This is a genomic window from Pseudomonas sp. LBUM920, assembly GCF_003852315.1.
Classification (GTDB): Bacteria; Pseudomonadota; Gammaproteobacteria; order Pseudomonadales; family Pseudomonadaceae; genus Aquipseudomonas.
In genome coordinates this window covers 5206892-5231421 of record NZ_CP027762.1, presented here as the reverse complement: position 1 = coordinate 5231421, position 24530 = coordinate 5206892, and the positions used below count along the sequence as shown (strand labels likewise).

Genomic DNA, 24530 nt, shown 5'->3' with positions numbered 1-24530 from the left:
TGCCACGCCGAGCGGTTAGCCAAACCGCCCGGTAATGTAGTCCTCAGTCTGCTTCATCTTCGGCGTGGTAAAGATCTGGTCGGTCTTGCCGTACTCAATCAATTCCCCCATGAACATGAACGCGGTGTTGTCCGACACCCGTGCGGCCTGCTGCATGTTGTGGGTCACGATGATCACCGTGTACTGCGTCTTCAATTCCGTAATCAATTGCTCGATGCGCCCGGTGGAAATGGGGTCGAGCGCTGAGGTCGGCTCGTCCAGCAGCAACACTTGCGGGCGCAGCGCGATGGTGCGTGCGATGCACAGTCGCTGTTGCTGGCCACCGGAGAGGCTCTGTGCGCTCTGGTTGAGTTTGTCTTTCACCTCATCCCACAGGGCGCCGCCGCGCAGGGCTTGTTCGACGCGATCGTTCATTTCGCGGCGGGAAAGTTTTTCGTGGTGGCGCACGGCGTAGGCGATGTTGTCGTAGATCGACATCGGAAACGGCACCGGCTTTTGGAACACCATGCCCACGTGGCTGCGCAGGCGATTCATCGAGTAGCCGGGAGCGAGGATGTTTTCGCCGTTGAGCAGCACTTCGCCACGGGCTTCCTGCTTGGGGTACATCGAGTAGATGCGGTTGAACACGCGCAGCAAGGTGGATTTGCCGCAGCCTGAAGGGCCGATGATGGCGGTGATACGTTTTTCCGGGATATCAATGTCGATGGCGTTCAGCGAGCGCTGGTTGTTGTAGAAAAACTCCAACCCGCGCACCTGGATTTTGGTTTTTTCGTGAGCAATGCCGGTGGCGTCCATCAGTGAGACCTATTGCGTAAAAGAATCAGGCGGGATGTCAGGCTCAGCACCAGCACGAACAGCGTCAGCACCAGTGCACCCGCCCAGGCGAGCGCGTGCCAGTCATCGAACGGGCTCATGGCGTACTGGAAAATAACCACGGGTACGCTGGCAATCGGCTTGAGCAGGTTGCTGCTCCAGAACTGATTGCCGAAGGCGGTGAACAGCAAGGGCGCGGTTTCCCCGGTGATCCGCGCCAGGGCGAGCAGGATGCCGGTGACGACGCCGGCCTTGGCCGCTCTCAACACAATCTGCAGCGTCAGCTTCCATTGCGGTACACCCAATGCCAAGGCTGCTTCGCGCATGGTCGAAGGTTGCAGCTGGAGCATTTCATCGGTGGTGCGCACCACTACCGGGATCACCAATAACGCCAGGGCCAGGGCGCCGGCGATGGCGGAAAACCCGACCTGATGGTTGGTCAGCAGGTTCAGCGGCAGGATGACGCCGGTATAGATAAACAGGCCCAGCACAATCGACGGCGCCGACAGCAGGATGTCGTTGATAAACCGCACCGTGGTGCCCAGACGCGAGTGGCGGGCGAACTCCGCCAGCCAGATTCCCGCCATCAGCCCGATGGGCGTGCCGATCAACAGCGCGATGCCGGACATCAGCGCGCTGCCGTAAAACGCATTGGCCAGTCCGCCTTCGGTGCCGGGTGGCGGAGTCATCTGGGTAAACAGGCGCAGGTTGAGCGCCTGAAACCCATTGATGAGGGTGGTCAGCAGTATCCACGCCAGCCACAGCAAGCCAAAGGCGGTGGCGCCGCAACTGAAGAACATGGCCACGGCGTTTTTAAGCGCGCGTTTGCGGTACAGGCGTTCGTGAGTGTTCATAACCCTTCCTTACGCGACAGGCGCATCAGCATCAGGCGCGCCAGTGCCAGCACCACGAATGTCACGATAAACAGCAAGAAGCCCAAGGCGATCAGCGCGGAGCGATGCAGGTCGGTGTAGGCTTCGCTGAATTCGTTGGCGATGACCGAGGCAATCGAGCTGCTGGGCATCAACAGGGACGCGGAAAACTGTTGCGCGTTACCCAGTACGAAGGTCACGGCCATGGTCTCGCCAAGGGCGCGGCCCAAGGCGAGAAAAATCCCGCCTACGACGGCCGAACGGGTGTAGGGCAAGACGATGTCCCACACCACTTCCCAGGTAGTGCTGCCAAGCGCGTAGGCCGATTCTTTCAACGGCGTGGGCACACTACGAAACACCTCATGCATCACCGAGGTGATAAACGGCATGATCATCACCGCCAGCACGATGCCAGCAGTGAGCATGCCAATTCCCAACGGCGGGCCCTGGAACAGCGAGCCAACAAAGGGCAGGGCACCCAGGTAGTCATTGATCAAGGGCGAGAGGTGTTCGGCCATGAACGGCCCGAACACGAACAGGCCCCACATCCCATAGATGATCGAGGGGATACCGGCGAGCAGTTCAATGGCCGACGCGACCGGCATCTTCAGCCAGGGTGGCGCGACTTCGGTGAGAAAAATCGCAATGCCGAAACTCACCGGCACCGCAATCAGCAAGGCCAGAAACGAGGTGACCAAGGTGCCGTAAATCGGCACCACAGCACCAAAGTGGTTGTTCACCGCATCCCATTCGGTGCTGGTGATAAAGCTCCAACCAAAGGTCTTGAACGCCAGGCCACCGCCCCACAGGGTCGAGGCCGCAATGGCACCCAGCAGCACCAACACCAGCATGGCTGCGCCGAACATCGAGCGTTTGAACCACAAGTCGTGGCGTTGATCGCGGGTGGCACGACGGTCGCCCGCGGTCTCGCCTGCGTGAGTAGTCATAACCAGCGGGTGGACGGTGTCGTTCATATCAGATGTGCTCACCGCCTCCCGCAATCAATGAGGAAGGCGGTTGTAGGGCGAATCAGTTGGCGAAGTCAGACTTCCAGTAACCTTCGATGCGCGACACCAGGGAGTCCGGCAGGGCTACGTAGTCCAGCGCTGCTGCCTGTTGCTGGCCTTTTTCCAGCGACCATTTGAAGAAGCTGAACGCTGCCTGGCTTTGCTCGGCATTCTTGGGCTGCTTGTACATGATGATCCAGGTGGTCGCCGTGATCGGCCACGCGCCTTCGCCTGGGGCATTGGTCATGATCAGGTTGAAGTCTTTGGCATTGGCCCAGTCGGCGGTGTCCGCGGCTGCCTGGAAGGCCTTGGCGTCAGGTTTGACGAATTTGCCCGACGCATTCTTCAGCTGGGTGTAGGTCATTTTGTTCTGCAGCGCGTAGGCGTATTCCACAAAGCCGATAGAGTTCTTGATCTGCTTCACGTAGGCCGAAACGCCTTCGTTGCCTTTGCCGCCCACACCCACCGGCCACGGCACAGTGGTGCCGAAACCGATCTTGGTTTTCCAGCTGTCACTGACTTTGGCCAGGTAGTTGGTGAAGTTGTAAGAGGTGCCCGAACCGTCGGAGCGGTGCACCACGGTGATGTTTGCCACCGGCAGGTTCAAGCCAGGGTTGAGCGCGGCGATGGCCGGGTCGTTCCAGGCCTTGATGTCACCGAGAAAGATCTTCGCCAGCACGTCGCCGTCGAGCTTCAACTGGCCCGGCGCAATACCTTCGACGTTCATCACCGGCACGATGCCGCCGATCACGCTGGGGAACTGGCCCAGGCCGCCGGCCTTGAGTTCATCGGCGGACAGCGGGGCGTCGGAGGCGCCGAAGTCCACGGTGGCGGCCTTGATTTGGGCAATACCGCCGCCGGAGCCGATCGACTGATAGTTGATGCGGTTGCTGGAGTTCTTGCTGTAGTCCTGCGACCACTTGGACAGCACCGGGTAGACGAAGCTGGAACCGGCGCCGGTAACGTCAGTGGCGTGGGCCACGCCGCTCAGGCACAGGGCGGCGAACAGAACAGACAGACTTTTTTTAGTCGGCAACATCACGACAACACCTCAAGGGAAGGGGTAAGTGGATAGGTCCACCTGTCCAGGACGTGACGATTTAATTCCTGAGATATGTCTGTTTAATGACGGTTTGGCTTTATGAAGAAACATTTAGAAATGTTTGCGGCGATGAACGCGGGCTTGCCCACGTCCACCGCCGCCGTGCTGCTTAGTTGATGCTTTGGTCGACCCCCGCCTGCAGCACCTGGTTGTCACTGTGCCCGCCCACCCGCAGCGGCCCAACGTTGAAGGCTTGATCCTTACGCGTGGCGTCGTCCTGTTTCTGGGTCAATTCATCCTTGGCCCCCAACGCCAGGTTGACCGGTGATTTGGACAGGTTCAGCCCCACATCCGCGCGGTAGTCGCTGCCAGCCAGCGTCGTTGCCGTCACCTTGGAACCGCCCAAGTCGACCTTGCCATTGTCCGCACTGATCCGCGCGCCCGTGAGGCGAGTTTCACCACTCACCTGCAGGTTGACGGCCTGGGTACCGCGCAGGCCCGACGCTTGAGTGACGCTGTCTTTCACCCCATGGCTGACGTCCAGCTTCAATGTCGGGGTGTAGGACGTGTTGCCGCTTTTGTCGCCAAACAGCACGCCTTCTGCCGTATCGGCCACCGCACTGCCGGTGGTGTTCTTGCCGCTGACGGCGTAGCTGTCAGTGGTTTTTGGCCAGACCTTGTCCTTGAGGTCGGACAGCCGAGTGCCCACGGCCTCCTTCTTGTCCGCCAGGTAAGCCTTGGCTTTGTCCACGCCTGTACCGAAGGCGCCACGCGGCTTGGGGTTCAGGTCGTAGCTGCCGCTGCGGGTGAGTTTTTCGCCGAGGCGCTCCTTGGCGTTGCCGACGCTGTTGACCACACTGTCCTTGGCCGAAGCCAGATGCTCGGTGCCTGTGTCCACGGCGTTTTCGAGCTTTTCACGGTGCTTGTCGAACGCGCCCTCGGCCTTGGCTTGCACCTTGTCCTTGAGCGGGCCGCTGGCCTTGGCCAGTTTGTTGACCACGCCGGGCTGGTTTTTTTCGGCATCCAGCTTGGCGTCGACGTTGACCTGGGTGCTGCTGACTTGATCCTTGCGGCTCTCGACAACGAGGTCGCCGCCGACGTTGCCACTGACGTGCTGCGCTTCGATCCGCGCGCCAGCCAGGTGCGTATCACCGGCACTGTTGATGATCACGTTATCTGCCTTGATCAGGCTGTTCTGCTGGGTGGTGCCCTGCAGGCGATCCACGTCGACCTTGGCCCGCGCATTGATGGCGTGCTGGGTCTTGGGTGTGTCGTGCTCACCGGCGTCGGCCAGGGTGGTTTTGCCGCCGCTGCCGCCTGCGCCCAGGGTCACGCCCCAGGTGTTATTCGCCTGGGTCGATTGCGCCGATTCTTGCAGGATGCCGCCGTTCTGCGCCTCCAGATTGACGCTGTCAGCCACCACCTGGGTGCCTTGCAAGTGGATGGCATCCGCCGTGGCGGCGCCGCTGGTGAGGCTCACGTTGCCGTTGCTGTGCAACTGGCCGACGCTAACGCCTTGGTCGTTTTCCGCGCCTTTGCCGATGTTGAAGTTGGCGCTCAAGCTGCCAGTCGTGCCGCTGCTTTCGGCGCTGCTGGTCTTGCCGGCCCCCAGCGTCAGGCCGCCGCCCAGGTTGCTGGTGCTGCTTACGTGAGTAGCGGTGGCCGCCTGCAGGTTCAGCTTGCCGCCGGCGTTGAGGCTGATGTCACCGGTCTTCGCGGTGCTACTGCCGACCTGAGTGCCTTGCAAAGTCATGTCGCCACCGCTGCTGAGCTGGACCGGGCCGTTGCCCTGCAGCGTCGCGACGCGCGCCTGACTGTCGTGGGCGTCCAGGCGCTTGTTGTCCAGTTGCACACCGGCACCGAGGTTGATGTTCGTACCGTTGCTGCCGGTTGCCGTGCCCACGGTCAATGAACCGCTGCCACGCAGGCTGTTATCGCTGTTGTTCTGGGTATCGTTGGCCTGGTTCAGCGCCAATTCGCCACCGGCCTTGAGGTTGACGCCGGCCTGGCCGCCGTTGAACTGGCTGCCTGCATAACGCGCGTCGCCCTTGGTTTGGATGTTCACACCCTGGGCTCCGGCATAGCTGCCAACCACCGCCGTGCTGCCGGACTCGCGCACATCGCTGCTGCCGCCCGCGCCGCTGCCGCGAATGTTCAAGTCTTCACCGGTGCTGGTGTAGACCCGCACGCCGGCCTTGGCGTCCACGCCTTGCTCGCTGCTGCTGTGGGTGTTGGCGGCCGCCGTGGCGAAGTGCTCGCCGGCCTTGATCTTCAGCCCGCCCTCGCTGGCGCGGTATTGGCTGCCTTGATCCTTCAGGGTGTTGGCGACATTGACCTGCACCGTGCCACCACTGAACTGGCTGACCACGGCAGTGCTGTCCTGCTGTGTGCGGGCCTTGTTGGCATGGCCGACTTCCACATCCAGCCCGACATTCGGTTGCTCCAAGGCATCCAGCAGGCCGGGCTGATGGAATTTGGCCTGGGCCACGCCTTCGACGGCTTTTTCGATTGGCCGGGTGAGGCCTTTGTATTCAACATTGGCACCGACGTCGGCGGTCCAACCGTTCTGCTTGTGGGTACTGGTCTGGGTGTTATGCGCCGCCTGGTTATCGACCTGGGCCGCATTGACCTGCAACGCGGACCCCGCCTTCACCTGCGCGCCCTGGCTGGTGAGGGTGTTGCCGGCGTTGATCGTCAGCGTGCCGGCCGACGTCACGCGGCTGGTGTGCGCTGTGGTTTCGTCACGGGTGTCATTGCTGCTCTGATGGCTGAACTGCGCACCACTGCCGGCTCGGTCCAGGCCGCCGGTGTAGTACACGCCGCCGGCAGTGGTGGTCGCGTCGGTTTGATTGCGGGTGCTGTCATCGGTCGCCAGCAATTCGACGTTTTTACCCCTCACGCTCGCATCGCCTGCTGTGGCTTTAAGGTCGGAGCCTTTGATGCTCACGTCGCCACCCGCCGTCACGGCCAGGCTGGCGCCGCTGAGGCTGGAGGCCTGCTGCTTCGTGGTGGCGGTTTTGCTGGTGTGCTGCTGGTCTGCATAGTTCACGCCCGCCCGGTATTGACGGCTGCCGTCGGCGGTTTCCTTGGCGTAGCCATCAAAGCCCCGCGTGTGAGTGCTGGTGGTGGTGTGGGAGGTGTTTTCAGCCGAAGCGACTTTGATGTCTCCCTTGGCATCCGCTTGCAGTTCGCCTGCCGCAGAAACCTTGGCGCCGCTGACGCTGATGTCCTTGGCGCTGCGCAGTGTGAGGTTGCTGTCCGAGCGCAGGTCGCTGGCGACCACGGTGCTGTCCTTGAGGTTCTTGCGACTTTCATCCTTGCTGATGCCGAAGAACTTACTGTCGTTGCTGTGGCTGTTGTCGTGGGACGTGTCTTGCACGCCGTCGATCACCAGCGAGCCGTTGTCGCTGATCACGCTGGCCTGTTGGCCGCCGCGCGCCTGGCTGCCGCTGATGCGCACCTCGTCGGCCTTGACGATCAGCTTGCCGTCGGCGTTGACCTTGCTGCCGGTGTTCAGGGTCTTGCCCTTGTCGCCGTCGCCGTTCTTGCCGAAGAAACTGCCGCCAGTCAGGTCACCGGAGTAAGCGTTGTCGCGGCTGCTCTGGGTGCGGCTGGCGCTGGTGATGTCCACTTGGCGGGCGGCCAATTGAATATCGCCCGCCGATTTCAACTCGGCGCCCTGCAGCTGCAATGTTTGCTGGCTGGTCAGCGCCAGCGTCTTGCCGGCCTTGAGGCTGCTGGTGACGCTGCGCTGTTCGCTGCTGGAGTTGTCCCAGTTGGCTTTCCACAAGTGCTTGCGATGGTTGCCCTGGTCGCGGGTTTCATGGGTTTGGGTGGCGGCACTCAATTGCAGGTCGGCGCCGCTGTCGACGCGCAGGGCTTGGCCCGCTTCGACGGTGCTGGCCTTGATCTCGGTGTTGGCGCCGGACGACAGCGCGGCGTTTTGCTGCGCGACGACGCTGTTGCCGTGCTGGCGCGAGTCCTTGTCGGTGGTGGTGCGCTCGTAGGTTTCGTAGGTGAACAGGAAGTTGCTGTTGTTCCACTGTTCACGCTTCTCTTGCAGCGTGCGGCTTTCCAGCGTGCTGAGCGTCAGGTTGCGGCCGGCGTCGAGCTTGACGTTGCGCCCGCTGACGTCAGCGGCAGCCAGGCTCAAGTCCTTGGCGCTGTGCACGTCGACATCGCCCTGGCGACTGTGCACGCCGGCGCGGGTGGCGGCGAGGCTGTCGGCGTGGACCTGGCCGCTGATATCGAGGTCGCCGGCCGAGCTGACCTTCACCCCGTCGCGGCCTTCGACTTGCACCGCGCCCACCCGCACGCCGGCACCTTCGGCGGTGCTGATGATGTTGATGCGGCCAGCCTGCATGGCCCCAAATAGACGAGCGTCGATGCGCTGGTCCTGGGTTTTGCTCGCCGGGTCAACCTGGCGCACCTGGCCGCTGGCATAGTCAACCTGATTGCGCCCCACCGTGAGGTTCAATTGGTCACGCGCGCTGAGGCGCCCGTCGCTGTCGATGCGCGGCGCGATCAGGTTGATCGAACCCGCGTCGTTTTGCAGGCCCTGGCCTTGCACCGTCAGCTGGCCGCTGGCATCGCGCGTTGTCAAACCTTGCAGCTTGCCGTCGTTGAGTTCAGGGCGGCCCACCACCAGGTTGGCATTCGGCGTGTTGATGAAACTGCCGCCGTTGACGGAAATCCCGTTGGGGTTGGCCAGCACGTAATCGGCGGCGCGGCCAAAAATCTCCTGGGCGCCGTTGATGGCCGAGGCGTTGCGGCTCACCACTTCGTTAAGGATCACGCTCGCCGCCTGGCCCTGGAACTGCGGGTTGGCCGCCAACTGCCCGGCGAGTTGCGATTGGCCGGCCTGCAAGGCGTTGTTCAACACCACGCCCTGGCGATCGACGTTGTAGTCCAGGAACTGGTTGTGGGACAGGCCACCGGCGTTCGGCGCGACGATGTTGACGATGGGCACGCCGCCCTGGTTTTGCAGCTGCGGGGTACCGCCAGGCCCTTCGACTACCGTCAAGCCACCGGCCAGCACCAGCTGCGGCAGCAGGAACAGGCTGGCGATGGCCCAGCGCAGTTTGCCCTGAGGGGAAAGGTGAAACGTATGGGTGTCAGTCGGCATAAATATATTCGCTCTGTGTTGGCTGATCCGCGACGTGCGTTGTTCGTTGCAACGCTGCTGAGGGGGTCAGGTACGGCGGTTGACTCAGGCTAAAAACCGGTGGTTGCTCATATTTGCAGGCTCAAGCGCGTCAGCCAGACCTCCGGCTCCTGGCCAAACCTTGTGGGGGTGTTGAGGTTGCGTTGGTAATCGAGGTCCAGTTGCACGTTCTTCCAGCTGAGGTTGAGCCCGGCACTGGCCCCGCTCAGGCGTTGGCCCGGTGCGCCGTGTTCGCGCTTGACCCAGCCGTTGTCCAGGCCCAGGCGTGGCGTGATTTTTACCGGCAGGTCGCTGTTCAGCGGCAGACGCAAGGTGTTGCGCCACACCGCGCCGATGGCCCCCGACGCACTGTTGTCGCGGTAGCCGCGCACCGCCGAGTCGTCGGTGCCCAGCAATTGTTCGATGGCGGGCAACGTATCCGGGCTGTATTGCGCCGAGAGCTGGCTCTGCCATTGCCACGCTTGGCCCAGCCATTGGCCGTTGCGCCATTGGGTGAGGTTGGCGCGGTACTTGTGGAATTGCGCCTGGGGCAGGTTGTTCTGCGTGTGGTCAGCATCGCGATCGGCGCCGAACCAGGTCAGGCCCTGGGCGTAATTGACATCGAGGTTCCACACCGCGCTGTTGAGCCAGAACAGATTCACGCCAGCCTCGGCCACAGTCAGCGTCGGGCTCTGGATGCCCAGGCGAACCTTTTGCAGGTAGCTGTCGACGTCCTTGTAGGCCAGTTGCAGGTTGGCGCTGAGTTGATGGCTTTGGTCGCGCCACAGCACGCGGTCGGTGCGCAAGCTGACCTGATCGGTGCGGCCACTGTTGTAAAACGTGGCGCGGCTGAGCTTATACGGCGAGCGGTATTCGGTGTGGCTGGCGAACAGGCTGTAGGTCCAATAACCATAAGGGATCGAATAAAACAGGCTGTTGCTGCGGCTGTAGCGCGGGCCGTGGTTGAGGGTGTCGCTGAAGCTCAGGTTGAGCGCATCGTTAAGCTGCAGCGGGCTGTCCAGGCTCAGGCTGATCGCGTTGCGATCACGCCCGGTGCCGGCGCTGCCGAGGTTATCCACGCCCAGCCCCAGACCCCAGCGTGAGGCGCTGCTGCGCGAGCGCAGGATAATGCGCGAGGCGCCCGGCGCACTGCCAGGGGCGATGTCGGCAGTGAGGTCGACCGAGCGCAGACGGTTGAGCTGGTCCAGGCCTTGCTCCAGGTCGCGCAGGTTCAGCGGCTTGCCGAGCATCCCCGCAAACGCGCCGCCTAACGACACCGGCAGGCTTTGGTCGGCCAGCTCGATGGCTTCCAGGTAGCCTTCTTCGACGTGAACATCCAGCGGCTGACCGGCAACGGGCGTGCTGACGAGGTACGGACGGCTGGCGATATAACCGGCTTCGACATACAGCCGGGTGATCTCCGCCAGCAGGCGATTGATCTGGATAACGCCCATGCAGGGCGCAACATAGGGGTCGATGTGCTTGCTCAGCTCAGCCTTGCTGAACAGCGTGACACCGACCAGGCGTGTACCGCTCAACGGCCAGCAACGCTGGTCTCTGGTGATGTCCGCAGGCAGGGCTGGCGTGGCGGGCTGCGTACCGAAGCTGCCTCGTTGCATCTGCCGTTGGCGCTGCTCCAGTTGTAATTGCTGCAGGTCGCGCTGCTGTTGCTGCTGCAGGCGCAACGCTTCCTGACCTGGCTGCGGCGCATCGGCGGCGGCAGCCGGCAGCGCGCACAGGCAGAGCAGGGCAATACCCAGTCCGCGCAGATAACACCGGCGTTCGGTTGAGGGCTGACTCGGCACTCGACATCCTTAACGTAGAAATACTGACAAACGGCCGCTGAGCCAAACCTTGGACTCAGGGGACTTGCCGCACTTGAGTCATCATTAAACGGTTTGTTACATCGGCTGTAGGATTTATTACGTAAAACGTGAGGAATGCCGCGTTATTCAGTAAAAAAATGCACAAAGGTGGTGCGAGTGCGGGGCCTGGGCGCGGGTTGGGGGTTGGTTTTACGGGTTTTGGTGGCAGTGCCAGGGTGCGGGTCGGTTTTTGATTGTTGCAGAGGAGTGGCTTAATCGAAGTGTTTATAGACGGGGCGGGTGCGGCCCCGTCTCAGGCTTAGCTTTGTGCGGTGAGGTTCAAGCGACTCTTGACGACTTTCTGCAGGAGCACGGCCAGTGCTTCGGTGGAGTAGGGCTTTTGCAACAGCACAAAACGCTGGGCTTCTTCCTGGGCGATACGTGCGTATTCGTCGTTGTAACCCGTGGTGAGCACCACCGGCAGCCACGGGTAGAGGGCTTCGAGCGCATCGAGCAATTCCAGTCCGCTCATGCCCGGCATGGAAATGTCGGAGAACACCACCTGGAAGCTTTCCGGGTTCGGCGCGAGGGCCTCGAGCGCACTGTTGGCGTCCGCGACCCAAAGCACTTTGAAACCCATTTGCTCCAGGGTCTGCGAGGTGTAGAGGCCGACGTCGGGGTTGTCCTCAACCATCAGCACGCACAGGTCCGTGGCGATGGGTACGTCGTAACTGTCCTGGATGACGGGCATCAAGCCGGCCTCGACCTTGGGCAGGTACAACATAAACTGGCTGCCCTTGCCGCATTCGCTTCGCACCAGGATTTCACCGCCCGACTGCTTGGCAAAGCCGTACACCTGCGACAACCCCAGCCCGGTGCCCTGGCCAATGCCCTTGGTGGTGTAGAAGGGTTCGAAGATTGCGTCGAGCTTTTCCGGAGGAATGCCCGAACCGGTGTCGCTCAACTCAATGGTCACGTATTCGGCGACTCGCACCGGATGGGCGCGCACTGAAGGCAGCCACGTAGCGGTTGCCACCCGGATCGCCAATTGGCCATTGCCGGCCATGGCATCCCGGGCATTGACCACCATATTCACCAGGGCAGTGTCGAATTGGCTTTCATCGGCGTTGATAAAGCAGGGTTCCTGCGGCACCTCGATGGTGACCTTGACGCGTGAGCCGGTCAGGCTGTCCATCATTTCGCCCACGCGCAGTACGCTGTTGCCGACGTTGAAAACCTCCGGACGCAGCGCCTGGCGGCGCGCGAAGGTCAGCAGTTGGGCGGTCAGGCGCGCGGCGCGGTCCACGGTGCTGGCGATGGCTTCCACGTACTTGATGCGCCGCTCTTCGCTCAAAGAAGGCGTCTTGAGCAAGTCAGCGCAAGACTTGATGACCGTCAGCAGGTTATTGAAATCGTGTGCGACGCCGCCGGTGAGTTGGCCGATCGCTTCAAGCTTCTGCGATTGACGCAGGGCGTCTTCCGACAAGCGCAGGGCTTCCTTGGCTTCTTCTTCGGCCTGGATATCCCGGCCCACCGCGTGGATGTAGTCGCTGTCGGGCACGGCGGTCCAGGCGATCATGCGGTAGCTGCCATCCTGGTGGCGGTAACGGTTCTTGAAGTTGGGAAAATTCTTGCCGTCCCCCAGGCGGCTGACCGCCGAGGAGGAGACCGCGAGGTCTTCCGGGTGCACCAGGGCCAGCAGCTGGCTGCCCACCAAATCATGTTCGGTGTGGCCGAGCATGCGTGTCCAGGCCGGGTTCACCGCAGAGATGACGCCGTCGAGCTGGGCGACCAGCATCAGGTCCGGCGACAGGCGCCAGATACGATCGCGATCGCGCGTGCGCTCCATCACCCTTTGCTCAAGGGATTCGTTGAGTGTGCGCAGGGACTCTTCGGCTTCACGCAGGGCGGTGATATCACGCGAGACACACAGGATCTGTTCCGGCCGGCCGTCGCTGTCGAGGATCGGGCTGACCTGCACATGCCACCATTTCAGGTTGCCGGCCAACGTCTCGGCAGGGCCGATGAAACTTGCGCTTTCGCCATTTTTGGCGGCCTCTACGGCAGCCTTGGCATCCGTGTTTCCCTTGGCCTGCCAGAAGTCGGGCCAGGGGCAGCCGCGGATCGCGTTGAAGTCACTGACTTCCATGATTTTCATGCCGCCTTCGCTCATGAAGGTGAGGCGGGCATCGAGGTCCAGAACCTTGATGCAATCGTTGATGCTGGCCAGAACGCGCTCGGTAAACGCTTCGCTTCTGCCCAAGCCGGTGGCGGCCAGCTCGCTTGGCTCTGAGCCGATCCCGACAGTGGTATTCATTTGAGTTTGGCCGAATGGGTTAAATGGGCCTTATCATGTCATTACGATATCTATCCCACCAGCGACTTCCGCACGTACGGTGCTGACTGGCGCCGGCAAAGCGTTGGGGTTGACGCTCAGGCGTCGGGTACTCGCGACGCGTCAGCCAGACACCCTCAATGCAATCAGCTTTCAAGGGCGGGCCGCCCAGGCGTGACGGGCAGATAAAACCGGGCGGTCACGATCAGGTTCAAAGGTCATAAAAAGACGCTTAAAAACGAGCAAAGTCTTTGAAAAATCTAGAATTGTCCGACAATCCCGCGCATGAAAAACTCTTCATAAACGCCGCGCTCGAACGTTGGTAGTTTTCCCGGCGCTGACCAATTATTCGAGTCCTAATAATGAATAACAAAACTCTTAAAGGCGCCCTGGCGCTTTGCGTTTCGCTTGCCTCTACACAACTGCTGGCCGGTGGCTTCGCCCTCAATGAACAAAGCATCAGTTCAATGGGCACCGGTTACGCCGGGCGTTCTTCCTCGGCCGACGACGCCAGCACGGTGTTTGGCAACCCGGCCGGCATGTCGCGCCTCAAGCACAATGAAGTCAGCATCGGGGCGACCTACCTGGATGCCAAAACCAATATCAAGGACGCCAGCTCCAGCCAGGGCGGCGTCGATAATCCCGGCACCAACAAGGGCGACATGGTCCCCGGCATTGCCGTGCCGATGGGTTACCTGGTCACGCCGATCGATGAGCACTGGGCGTTTGGCCTGGGGGTCTACGCACCGTTTGGCCTGGTGACCGACTATGAACACAGCTTCCAGGGCAATGGCTTTGGGAATAAGAGCAAGATTCAAGTCCTCACCGTGCAGCCGACCGTCAGCTACGCGTTCAATGACAAAGTGTCGGTAGGTTTCGGCCCGACCTTCAACAAAATCAGCGGCGAGCTTGACTCCAAGGTACCGGCGTTCGGGCTGGGGACGGAAACGGCCAAGATCAAGGGCGACGACACCGCGATGGGCTTCAACGCCGGTATCCTGGTGCAGGCGCTGGACAGTACCCGCGTCGGCCTCACCTACCATTCGCAAGTGGTGTATCACTTGAGTGGCCATACCGACGCCTCGGGCGTGCTCTCCGACCTGTTGGATGGCGGGGCACAGAAGTACGACGCCAAGCTGAATGTGACCACGCCGTCTTCCGTGGACTTTTCCGTCACTCACCAACTGACCGATGCCTTGACCCTTTACGTGGGCAGCACCTATACCCGCTGGAGCCAGTTGAAGAAGATCACGGTGAACAATTCCGGCGTGTCCGAACTGACGGCTGAGCTGGCAGGCCTGGATTCCATCACCGAGCAGGAGCACTGGCACGACACGTGGTCCCATGCGATCGGCCTGTCGTATCAGCTCAACAAACAACTGGTGCTGCGCACCGGCTTCTCGGTGGACCAGACCCCGACCAACAATACCGACCGTTCCGTACGTATTCCTACAGGCGACCGTACCGTGTTCAGCCTCGGTGCCGGCTGGACGCCAGTGGATAACCTGACCTTTGACGTGGCCTATTCCTACCTGAAGGAAGAGCCGATCAAGATTCGCGACAACAACCCTCAGTTGGCACTGACCTACGATGCCAAGTATGAGAACAGCGCCAATGGTTTCGGGGGCTCGGTGACTTACCGCTTCTGACGTGCGCCATCGCGTAAAGAGCCAGTTTTTTGGCATGGCTCTTTGCCTTTCATTTTGGTTTCAGCGCTGTTAATCCCGGCGTGTCTTGGTTAGATTGAACGCTACTCAGCTTTTAAGACACGGACTGTCATGACTACGCTAACGCCTATTATCGCGACCAATCCCCTCATTGTTCGGGCTGCGACCACCGCGCCTCCCGCCACCCTGGCGAACACTGTCGGCGTCTCACCGACGCGGCCTTCTTCAATAGTCAGCCTTGGCAATCCGGCAGCCGATGTCGTCGATACCTACTCTCGAAACGGTGTGTTGCCCGGCCAGGAAAGCGTGCGGACCTGGGAAAACAACAGCGATGATTCGATCACCTGGGTCATCAACTCCAGCTTCCACTCGGTCACTACGGCCAGCCGCTACAGTGGGCTGGGCGCTGCGTTGGTGGACCAATTCACCAAAGGTGGCGGTGCCGCTATTTCCCAGTCGCTGCTCAACACCACCGCTGACCGCGCCGGCGACACCGATGCAATCAAGGCGGACCAGACGCTGCTGCACAGCAAGGCCGACAACCAAGTCAGCCTCAGCATCAAGACTGCCAGCGGCAAGACGGTGACGTTCAGCCTGTCCAGCCAGAAAGATGGCCTGGGCGTACAGGCCACTGTAGAAGGCGGGGAGTTGAGCGCCGATGAACTCAAGGCCGTCGGCCAGTTGGGCAGCGCATTCCAGGCCTCGGTCGACGGGCTGACCGCCGTGCCGCCGAAACTCGACTTGAGCAAGCTGACTCAGTTCGACGCCAAGCTGCTGTCGTCGGTGGACCTCAATGCCAAGGTGAAGGCCTCGAACGGTGAGGACATTACTCTGGCCTTTCATGCCGACAGCGATAGCCGTACCACGCGCATGAGTGGCCCGGCGGGTCAGATTGACCTCACGGTGGACCTGAGAAACGCGGCGATCCTCGGCGATGCCAAGCAGCAGGCCAAGGCGCTGCAAACCTACCTAGCGCAGTTCGACCGCGTCGAGCAGCGCGGCAGTGCCAACGCGGACCTGATGACCATGTTCAAGGACGCGTTCAGCGCCATGAACAGCAACTATCCGCCCGGGGCTGGCGCTGCGAACCCGCTGACTCATAACCCGACCGACAAAGGCTTGCTGACGGGCCTGGCTGACTTCAAGGCCTCGATCAAACAGGCGGCGGGTGCGCCCAATTCGATGCGTCGGTCGGAAGTTGAGGGCTTTTCCTACAGCGTGTCGCAGAAGACCCAGGTCAATGCCCGCAGCACGGGCGACCGCAGCGTCACCCAGAACCAGCAATCGCTGCTGTCGGCCAGCTTCCATAAAGGCCTCGACGGTGGCAAACCGCCGGTTTTTGACGGCTCTCGCGAATCGCAGAATTACCTGTATGTGCAAGTGCAGGACAAGGCCAGCAGCACCGCAACCTTCGCCTATAAAGACGGCCGACTGACGAATGCGTCCGTTACCCAATCGGCTTCCCAGAACACCCACACGCAGAAGTACGTGATGGGCAACCGGGTGCAAGACAGCGTGGTGCCGAAGGAAGCCTCAACCAGGCGTGACTACCTGGCGCTGCTTGAGCACGCCGCCCAGGCGAGCAAAAAGCACAAGGATGCCTTGGAGCATTCAACGTTGAAGGATGCCTTGGCCAACATGCATGACTCGATCCTGTTGCAGAACGATCCGGATGTGCTGATGCGCTGACGTTCGGCGTGGTCAAAGCGGGAAGGCCCAGTCATGAGCCTTCCCGTTTTTTTGCCGGACCAGCGCGCCTGCGCAGGCCAGATTAGGCTTTTGAATCGATTCGATATTCTGTAGCCTTGCGCAGCTTCACCCGTGCTTGATGAACACAATCACTTCGTCCGGCGGCGCCCGAAAGGCTCCAGAGCCGGTGGTACACTCGACTTTCGCGCAACTGCGCCTGCAGGTCTTGCGAACATGACGCAAATTTCCGAACGCCTACTGGTTCAAGCTCACCTCGACGCCAAGCAGCCCAAGGCGCTCAGCGCCGAAGAAGAGGTAAGCCTGCGTACCGCCATCGCTGCCGAGCTCAAGGCTCAGGACGCGGTGTTGGTCGCCCACTTCTACTGCGACCCGGTGATTCAGGCCCTGGCCGAAGAAACCGGCGGCTGTGTCTCCGACTCCCTGGAAATGGCCCGCTTCGGCGCAGCCCACCCGGCCAAGACCGTACTGGTCGCCGGTGTGCGTTTCATGGGCGAGACCGCCAAAATCCTTACGCCCGAAAAACGCATCCTCATGCCCACCCTGGAAGCCACCTGCTCTTTGGATCTTGGCTGCCCGGTGGAGGAATTTTCGGCGTTCTGCGATCAGCATCCCGAGCGCACGGTGGTGGTGTATGCCAACACCTCGGCGGCGGTGAAGGCGCGGGCCGATTGGGTCGTTACCTCAAGCTGCGCACTGGAAATCGTCGAAAGCCTGATGGACAACGGCGAGACGATTATCTGGGGGCCGGACAAGCACCTGGGCACCTACATTCAGCGCCAGACCGGCGCAGACATGCTGCTGTGGGACGGCGCGTGCATCGTCCACGAAGAGTTCAAGTCCAAGCAGCTCGAGGACATGAAGGCGCTGTACCCGGATGCCGCGATTCTGGTGCACCCGGAGTCGCCGACGTCGGTGATTGAATTGGCCGATGCCGTGGGTTCCACCAGCCAATTGATTGCAGCGGCCCAGCGCCTGCCGAACAAGACGTTTATCGTCGCGACCGACCGCGGCATTTTCTACAAGATGCAGCAGCTGTGCCCGGACAAGGTCTTCATCGAGGCACCGACTGCCGGCAACGGCGCGGCCTGCCGTAGTTGCGCGCATTGCCCGTGGATGGCGATGAATACACTGGAACGCACGCTGCAATGCCTGCGTGAGGGCAGCAACGAGATCTTCGTCGAGCCGTCGGTGATTCCGCACGCGGTGCGCCCGTTAAAGCGCATGCTGGACTTCACCCAGGCGGCGCGGCTCAAGCTTGCCGGCAACGCTTAATTTAATTGTAAACACGGTCAAAATGTGGGAGCTGGCTTGCCTGCGATAGCATCACCCTGGTCTGCCTGATAGACCGTGGTGCTGCATCGCAGGCAAGCCAGCTCCCACAGTTGTTTTGCGTAGTTTGGAATTACTTTTTCTGCTTCGGAATTCGCACCAGCTGCGTATCCGAATAGATGTCATGCCAGCTGCGTTTTTGCTTATCAAACAGCGACCAGATAAAACCCAGCCCAACGCACAACCAGGACGCAATCGACACCACAAACCGCAACAGCGCCTGCCACAGGCTGATCCGCGAGCCGTCGGCGTTCTGCACGCGCACGCCCCACACCTGCATGCCCAGGGTCTGGCCGGAATAGGTCCAGAACTTGGCGAAAAAACCAAATAACACAAAAAACAGAATCGTCGACAGCAACGGGTCACCGTCCAGTGCACCGGACTCGGTGAGTGCGCGCATCTTCGCCTCGCCGATAAAGGCCATCCACACCAGCTTGTAGATAAACGCCGTGACGATCAGCAAGGCAGTGCACAGGAGAAAGTCATAAAACATCGCTGCCAGGCGACGGCCCAGGCCAACGGCGGGAAACTCGCCTTGAGGGCTCAGCAGGGGTTTGGACATGGCAGTCTCTCTAGAGGAAAAAGCCATTTTACGAGCAAACGCTTATAAAAAAGCCCCTGATGTCACCATCAGGGGCTTTTTGTCGCAGCAAGGATCAGCCTTCTGCTTGTACTTCGTCAGCCTGCATGCCTTTCTGGCCTTGCACGGCGACGAACGTCACTTTCTGGCCTTCTTTGAGGCTCTTGAAGCCGTTGCCCTGAATAGCGCGGAAGTGCACGAACAGATCCGGACCGCTTTCTGGAGTGATAAAACCAAACCCTTTCTCGTCGTTAAACCACTTGACGGTACCGCTCTGACGATCAGCCATTTTCTTATTTCCTTGACGCAAAAAAATTAATGACAGCCCCTTTCACATGAAAGAGTACTGGGCTGAGTTGCAGGAAAGTAAGAGACGTCGAACGGGTTGTAGCAAACTTTGGCTACTGCCCAGGTCCAGGTTCAAAGCGACCCATGCAAACACAGTGGGCAAACTCTACGCCAACTAACAGAGAAAAAACAAGCCCCGCCAAAAGCCCAGCGTTTGCTTGGCTTCGTGACTGTTTGATGGGTAATGTGGATCCCGTTTATTCGATAGAGTTGATCACTTGTTATAGGTTGTCCGCTATTACATTGACTATCGTCGATGCACTGTTTTATGGCGGTTGCGTTACAGTTTAGTGCACGTTAACGCAACCGCGTTACTTATAGGAACAGTCAATCAGCCTCGGAAGTAACGTTGTGGCACGAATGGCATTTTACTTACACGTAATGGCACCTTTTTCCCACGTACCAACGCAGACAATTCGGTGTCCAGTGCGATGAATGCGCTGTCCAGGTAACCCATGGCAAGCGGGCCGCCCAAGGTCGGGCCAAAGCCGCCGCTGCACACGCTGCCGATCACGGTGCCCTGCGCATCGACGATCTCTGCACCTTCACGCACCGGGGTACGTTCCTGTGGCAGCAGGCCGACCCGCTTGCGGCTCACACCGGCTTGTTGCTGGGTGAAAATGCGGTCGGCGCCAGGGAAGCCACCGGCACGCGCGCCATCGGCACGGCGAGCCTTGGAGATGGCCCACAACAGGCTGGCCTCAATCGGCGTGGTCTCGGTATTCATGTCGTGGCCGTAGAGGCACAGACCGGCTTCCAGGCGCAGCGAGTCACGGGCGCCCAGGCCGATGGCCTGCACTTCGGTCTCGGCCAGCAGGCTGCGCGCCAGGCTCTCGGCGTTGGCGGCGGGCACGGAGATTTCAAACCCGTCTTCGCCGGTGTAGCCGGAACGGCTGACATAGCAGTCCACTCCCAGCAGGCGCAGGGTGGCGAACTGCATGAAAGTCATCTTGGTCACTTCCGGCGCCAGGCGCGCCAGTACCTTCACCGCCGCCGGGCCTTGCAGGGCCAGCAGGGCGCGCTCTTCAAACAGCGGCTCGATCGTGCACTGCTCGCCAATGTGTTGGCGCAGGTGCGCCAGGTCCTGGTCCTTGCAAGCAGCGTTGACCACCAGGAACAGTTCGTCGTTACCCAGGTTGGCCACCATCAGGTCGTCAAGAATGCCGCCCTGATCGTTGGTGAACATCGCGTAGCGCTGCATGCCCACCGGCAGGTCGATGATGTCGACAGGCACGAGGGTTTCCAGGGCCTTGGCGGCATTCGCGCCGGTCAGGCGGATCTGGCCCATGTGCGACACGTCAAACAACCCGGCCTGTTCACGGGTGTGCAGGTGTTCCTTCATCACGCCCAGTGGGTATTGCACCGGCATGTCGTAGCCGGCGAAGGGCACCATGCGCGCGCCCAGCTCAAGGTGCAGCGCATGCAGTGGAGTTTTCAACAGGGTTTGGGTGGACATATTCAGCTCCTGAAAAACGTGCGGACGCGCTGTTAGGCGTCAGCACTCGATAATGTTGACCGCCAAACCGCCACGGGCGGTTTCCTTGTATTTGCTTTTCATGTCGGCGCCGGTCTGGCGCATGGTGCGGATGACTTTATCCAGCGAGACGAAATGCTGGCCGTCACCGCGCAAGGCCATGCGCACCGCATTGATCGCCTTGACCGAGCCCATCGCATTGCGCTCGATGCACGGCACCTGCACCAACCCGCCAATCGGGTCGCAGGTCAGGCCGAGGTTGTGTTCCATGCCGATCTCGGCGGCGTTCTCCACTTGAGACACGCTGCCGCCCAGCACTTCACACAGTGCGCCGGCTGCCATCGAACAGGCCACGCCGACCTCGCCCTGGCAGCCGACTTCGGCGCCTGAGATCGAGGCGTTTTCCTTGTACAAAATCCCGATGGCGGCGGCGGTGAGTAAAAAGCGCACCACGCCGTCTTCATTGGCGCCGGGGATAAAGCGCATGTAGTAATGCAAAACCGCCGGCACAATCCCGGCCGCGCCGTTGGTGGGCGCCGTGACCACGCGGCCACCGTTGGCGTTTTCTTCGTTGACCGCCAGCGCGTACAGGTTGACCCAGTCGAGCACCGACAACGGGTCGCGCAGCGCCGACTCAGGGTTCTTGCACAGCTGTCGATGCAACGCGGCAGCACGGCGCTTGACCTTCAAACCGCCGGGCAAGATGCCTTCATTGCGACAACCCGCATCCACACAGTCCTGCATGACCTGCCAGATGTTCAGCAAGCCAGCGCGGGTTTCCGCTTCCGGGCGCCAGGCACTTTCATTGGTCAGCATCACCTGGCTGATCGACAGCCCATAGGTGGCGCAATGCCCAAGCAAGTCCTTGGCGTGTTTGAAGGGGAAGGTCAGCGGCGTGGTGTCTTCGACAATCCGGTCGGCGCCGGCCGCGTCTTCGTCCACCACAAACCCGCCACCGACCGAGTAATACTCGCGGCTGCGGATCTGGATGCCGGCGGCGTCGAAGGCCCGAAAAATCATGCCATTGGGATGGTAGGCGAGGGGTTTGCGAATCATCGCCAAATGTTCTTTCTCGTTGAACGCAATGCTGTGTTCACCGAGCAGGTTCAAGCGGCCGTCGCTGCGCATCTGCGCCAGGCGTGCAGCCACGGTTTCAGTATTCACGGTGTCCGGGTGTTCGCCTTCCAGGCCCAGCAACACGGCCTTGTCGCTGCCATGGCCTTTGCCGGTGGCGCCCAGCGAGCCATAGAGTTCCACCTTGATGCCGGTGGTGGCGCTCAACAGGTTGTCGCGCTTGAGGCCCTCGACGAAGCGAGCGGCGGCGCGCATCGGGCCAACGGTGTGGGAACTGGAGGGGCCGATGCCAATCTTGAACAGGTCGAACACGCTAAGGGACATGGTTGTTCTCCGGTTTCTTATTATTTTTGAAGACTGGCTCGGTTCAAATGTGGGAGCGGGCTTGCTCGCGAATGCGTTGGTTCAGTCACCAGATGTATCAACTGGTACACCGCATTCGCGAGCAAGCCCGCTCCCACATTTTTGACCGTGTTCCTCCAGTCAGATCAGGCGTAGCTTTCGATCGACGGGCACGCACACACCAGATTGCGGTCGCCAAACACGTTGTCGACCCGGCCAACCGGCGGCCAGTACTTGCCCTCAATCAACGACGCAACCGGGTACACCGCTTGTTCACGGCTGTACGGGTGGCTCCATTCGCCGACGATTTCAGCGGCAGTGTGCGGCGCGTTTTTCAGCGGGTTGTCGTCCTTGTCCAGCGTGCCGTTTTCCACCGCGCGGATTTCTTCGCGGATGGCAATCATCGCGTCACAGAAACGGTCCAGTTCTTCCTTGGATTCACTTTCGGTCGGCTCGATCATCAACGTGCCGGCCACCGGGAACGACATGGTCGGCGCATGGAAACCAAAATCGATCAGGCGCTTGGCCACGTCGTCCACGCTGATGCCGCTGCTGTCTTTCAACGGGCGCAGGTCCAGGATGCACTCGTGCGCCACCAGGCCATTGCTGCCGGTGTAGAGCACCGGGTAGTGCTCTTCGAGACGACGGGAAATGTAGTTGGCATTCAGGATCGCCAGTTGGGAGGCGCGCTTGAGGCCCGCGCCGCCCATCATGCTGATGTACATCCAGGTGATCGGCAGGATGCTCGCGCTGCCAAATGGCGCTGCGCACACCGCGCCTTCCTTGCGTTCCATGGCCGCGTGGCCAGGCAGGAACGGGGTCAGGTGCGATTTGACGCCAATCGGGCCAACACCCGGGCCGCCACCGCCGTGCGGGATGCAGAAGGTTTTGTGCAGGTTCAGGTGGGACACGTCGCCGCCGAACTTGCCCGGTGCGCACAGGCCGACCATGGCGTTCATGTTGGCGCCGTCGATGTACACCTGGCCGCCGTTGTCGTGAATGATCCCGCAGATCTCGCGGATGCCTTCTTCGAACACGCCGTGGGTGGACGGGTAGGTGATCATCAGCGCGGCAAGGTGCTCGCGGTGCTCGATGGCCTTGGCGCGCAGGTCTTCGATGTCGACGTTGCCGCGTGCATCGCAGGCGGTCACGACCACGCGCATACCGGCCATGTTGGCGGTCGCGGGGTTGGTGCCGTGGGCCGACGACGGGATCAGGCAGATGTCGCGGCGCGCTTCGCCACGGCTCTGGTGATAGGCACGAATCGCCAGCAGGCCGGCGTACTCGCCCTGGGAACCGGCGTTCGGCTGCAGCGAGATGGCGTCGTAACCGGTGGCCGCGCACAGCATGGCTTCCAGCTCGGACGTCAGTTGCAGGTAGCCAGCGCTTTGCTCGGCCGGGGCGAACGGGTGCAGGGCACCGAATTCGGCCCAGGTCACCGGGATCATTTCGCTGGCGGCGTTGAGCTTCATGGTGCACGAGCCCAGCGGGATCATGGTGCGGTCCAGCGCCAGGTCCTTGTCGGCCAGCTTGCGCAGGTAGCGCATCAGCTCGGTTTCGGAGTGATAACGGTTGAACACCGGGTGGCTGAGGATCGGCGACTGGCGCAGCAGCGCGGCCGGCAGGGTGCTTTGAACGTTGGCGTCGAATTCCGGCAGGGCTTTGCCGTCCGCGAAGATCGACCACAAGGCTTCGATATCCGCCTGGGTGGTGGTTTCGTCAACCGACAGGCCCAGGCGCTCAGCATCCACCACACGCAGGTTGATGCGCTGGGCGCGCGCCTTGTCGTGCAGGGCCGCGGTGTTGGCGCCGGTGTTGAGGGTCAGGGTGTCGAAGAAGTGTGTTTGCTCAACCTTCAGGCCCAGCGCGCTCAGGCCTTTGGCGAGAATCGCGGTCAGGTGATGAATGCGGTTGGCGATCTGGGTCAGGCCTTTGGGGCCGTGGTACACGGCGTACATGCTGGCGATGTTGGCCAGCAGCACTTGCGCGGTACAGATGTTGCTGGTGGCCTTCTCGCGGCGGATATGTTGCTCGCGGGTCTGCATGGCCAGGCGCAGGGCCGGCTTGCCGAAACGGTCGACGGACACGCCGACCAGACGGCCCGGCATGTCGCGCTTGAACGCATCCTTGGTGGAGAAATACGCCGCGTGCGGGCCACCAAAGCCCAGCGGCACGCCGAAGCGTTGCGCGCTGCCGATGGCCACGTCGGCGCCGAATTCACCCGGTGGGGTCAGCAGGGTCAGGGCCAGCAGGTCGGCGGCGACCGCGACCAAGGCATTGGCAGCGTGGAAACGTTCGGTCAGTTCACGGTAATCAAACACGTCACCGTTGCTGGCCGGGTATTGCAGCAGGGCGCCGAAGAATGCGCTGACGTCGGTCAGTTCACGCTCGTCGCCCACGACCACGTCGATACCCAGCGGCTCGGCACGGGTGCGCAGCACGTCGAGGGTTTGCGGGTGGCTGTGGATCGAGGCGAAGAAGGCGTTGCTGCCCTTGTTCTTGCTCAGGCGCTTGCAGAAGGTCATGGCTTCGGCGGCGGCGGTGGCTTCGTCGAGCAAGGACGCGTTGGCGATCGGCAGGCCGGTGAGGTCGCTGATCAGGGTCTGGAAGTTCAGCAGCGCTTCCAGACGGCCTTGGGAAATCTCGGGTTGGTACGGGGTGTAGGCGGTGTACCAGGCCGGGTTTTCCAGCAGGTTGCGCAGGATCGGCGACGGCGTGTGGCAGTTGTAGTAGCCCTGGCCGATGTAGGTCTTGAACAGTTGGTTCTGGCTGGCGATGGCCTTGATCTTGGCCAGGGCCTGAGCTTCGCTCAAGCCGTCTTCCAGGCCGAGCACGCTGGTGCCCTTGATGCTTTCCGGGATCACGCTGGCGCTCAGGGCTTCGAGCGAGTCAAAGCCCAGCTTTGCGAGCATTTGCTGCTCGTCTTCCTGGCGTGGGCCGATATGACGGGCGATGAATTCGTTGGCGGTGCTGAGATTGATCGTCATGG

The 24530-nt window shown here is 61.3% G+C and carries 15 protein-coding genes; 3 read left to right on the top strand and 12 right to left on the bottom strand.

Annotated features, from left to right (window positions below; genetic code table 11):
- Positions 1–15: 15 nt before the first annotated feature.
- The 7 genes from pstB to C4J83_RS24150 form a co-directional block, all read right to left on the bottom strand.
- A complete protein-coding gene (gene pstB / locus C4J83_RS24180; RefSeq protein ID WP_106578391.1) occupies positions 16–795 on the bottom strand; it encodes a phosphate ABC transporter ATP-binding protein PstB in 780 nt (259 codons plus the stop codon).
- Complete coding sequence (gene pstA, locus C4J83_RS24175; RefSeq protein WP_106578392.1) at positions 795–1667, bottom strand: phosphate ABC transporter permease PstA; 873 nt, start codon at positions 1665–1667, stop codon at positions 795–797. Before pstA ends, pstB begins: the two co-directional genes overlap by 1 nt.
- Positions 1664–2659, bottom strand: a complete 996-nt coding sequence (gene pstC / locus C4J83_RS24170) for a phosphate ABC transporter permease subunit PstC (RefSeq protein ID WP_124418361.1) — start codon at positions 2657–2659, stop codon at positions 1664–1666. The genes pstA and pstC overlap by 4 nt, the downstream gene beginning before the upstream one ends.
- A gap of 55 nt (positions 2660–2714) precedes the next feature.
- On the bottom strand, positions 2715–3731 hold the full coding sequence (gene pstS / locus C4J83_RS24165; protein WP_119737129.1) for a phosphate ABC transporter substrate-binding protein PstS: 1017 nt from the start codon (positions 3729–3731) through the stop codon (positions 2715–2717).
- Between the two features lie 172 nt (positions 3732–3903).
- Complete coding sequence (locus C4J83_RS24160) at positions 3904–8859, bottom strand: hemagglutinin repeat-containing protein (protein ID WP_124418360.1); 4956 nt, start codon at positions 8857–8859, stop codon at positions 3904–3906.
- Positions 8860–8966: 107 nt separating this feature from the next.
- Complete coding sequence (locus C4J83_RS24155; RefSeq protein WP_124418359.1) at positions 8967–10682, bottom strand: ShlB/FhaC/HecB family hemolysin secretion/activation protein; 1716 nt, start codon at positions 10680–10682, stop codon at positions 8967–8969.
- Between the two features lie 319 nt (positions 10683–11001).
- On the bottom strand, positions 11002–12999 hold the full coding sequence (locus C4J83_RS24150) for a hybrid sensor histidine kinase/response regulator (RefSeq protein ID WP_234452525.1): 1998 nt from the start codon (positions 12997–12999) through the stop codon (positions 11002–11004).
- Positions 13000–13379: 380 nt separating this feature from the next.
- Between C4J83_RS24150 and C4J83_RS24145 the strand changes: the two genes are divergently transcribed.
- The 3 genes from C4J83_RS24145 to nadA all read left to right on the top strand — a co-directional run bounded on the left by C4J83_RS24145 (position 13380) and on the right by nadA (position 17666).
- The gene (locus C4J83_RS24145; protein ID WP_124418358.1) at positions 13380–14666 is read left to right on the top strand and encodes an OmpP1/FadL family transporter; all 1287 of its coding nucleotides are present in this window, start codon (positions 13380–13382) and stop codon (positions 14664–14666) included.
- 129 nt (positions 14667–14795) lie between these two features.
- A complete protein-coding gene (locus tag C4J83_RS24140) occupies positions 14796–16373 on the top strand; it encodes a lactate dehydrogenase (RefSeq protein WP_256660625.1) in 1578 nt (525 codons plus the stop codon).
- A gap of 234 nt (positions 16374–16607) precedes the next feature.
- Positions 16608–17666 (top strand): quinolinate synthase NadA, encoded by a 1059-nt coding sequence (gene nadA / locus C4J83_RS24135; protein WP_124418357.1) that lies wholly within the window; start codon positions 16608–16610, stop codon positions 17664–17666.
- A 130-nt stretch (positions 17667–17796) separates the two neighbouring features.
- On the opposite strand, the gene C4J83_RS24130 is transcribed toward nadA, so the two are convergent.
- The 5 genes from C4J83_RS24130 to gcvP form a co-directional block, all read right to left on the bottom strand.
- The gene (locus C4J83_RS24130) at positions 17797–18285 is read right to left on the bottom strand and encodes an RDD family protein (RefSeq protein ID WP_124418356.1); all 489 of its coding nucleotides are present in this window, start codon (positions 18283–18285) and stop codon (positions 17797–17799) included.
- A gap of 94 nt (positions 18286–18379) precedes the next feature.
- Positions 18380–18592, bottom strand: coding sequence for a cold-shock protein (locus C4J83_RS24125; protein WP_014339904.1), 213 nt, complete (start codon positions 18590–18592; stop codon positions 18380–18382).
- 390 nt (positions 18593–18982) lie between these two features.
- Positions 18983–20107, bottom strand: a complete 1125-nt coding sequence (gene gcvT / locus C4J83_RS24120; protein WP_124418355.1) for a glycine cleavage system aminomethyltransferase GcvT — start codon at positions 20105–20107, stop codon at positions 18983–18985.
- Between the two features lie 39 nt (positions 20108–20146).
- A complete protein-coding gene (locus C4J83_RS24115; protein ID WP_106578399.1) occupies positions 20147–21523 on the bottom strand; it encodes an L-serine ammonia-lyase in 1377 nt (458 codons plus the stop codon).
- 164 nt (positions 21524–21687) lie between these two features.
- Positions 21688–24528 carry an aminomethyl-transferring glycine dehydrogenase gene (gcvP, locus tag C4J83_RS24110; protein WP_106578400.1) on the bottom strand — a complete coding sequence of 947 codons (2841 nt, stop codon included), beginning with the start codon at positions 24526–24528 and terminating at the stop codon, positions 21688–21690.
- Between the last annotated feature and the right edge of the window lie 2 nt (positions 24529–24530).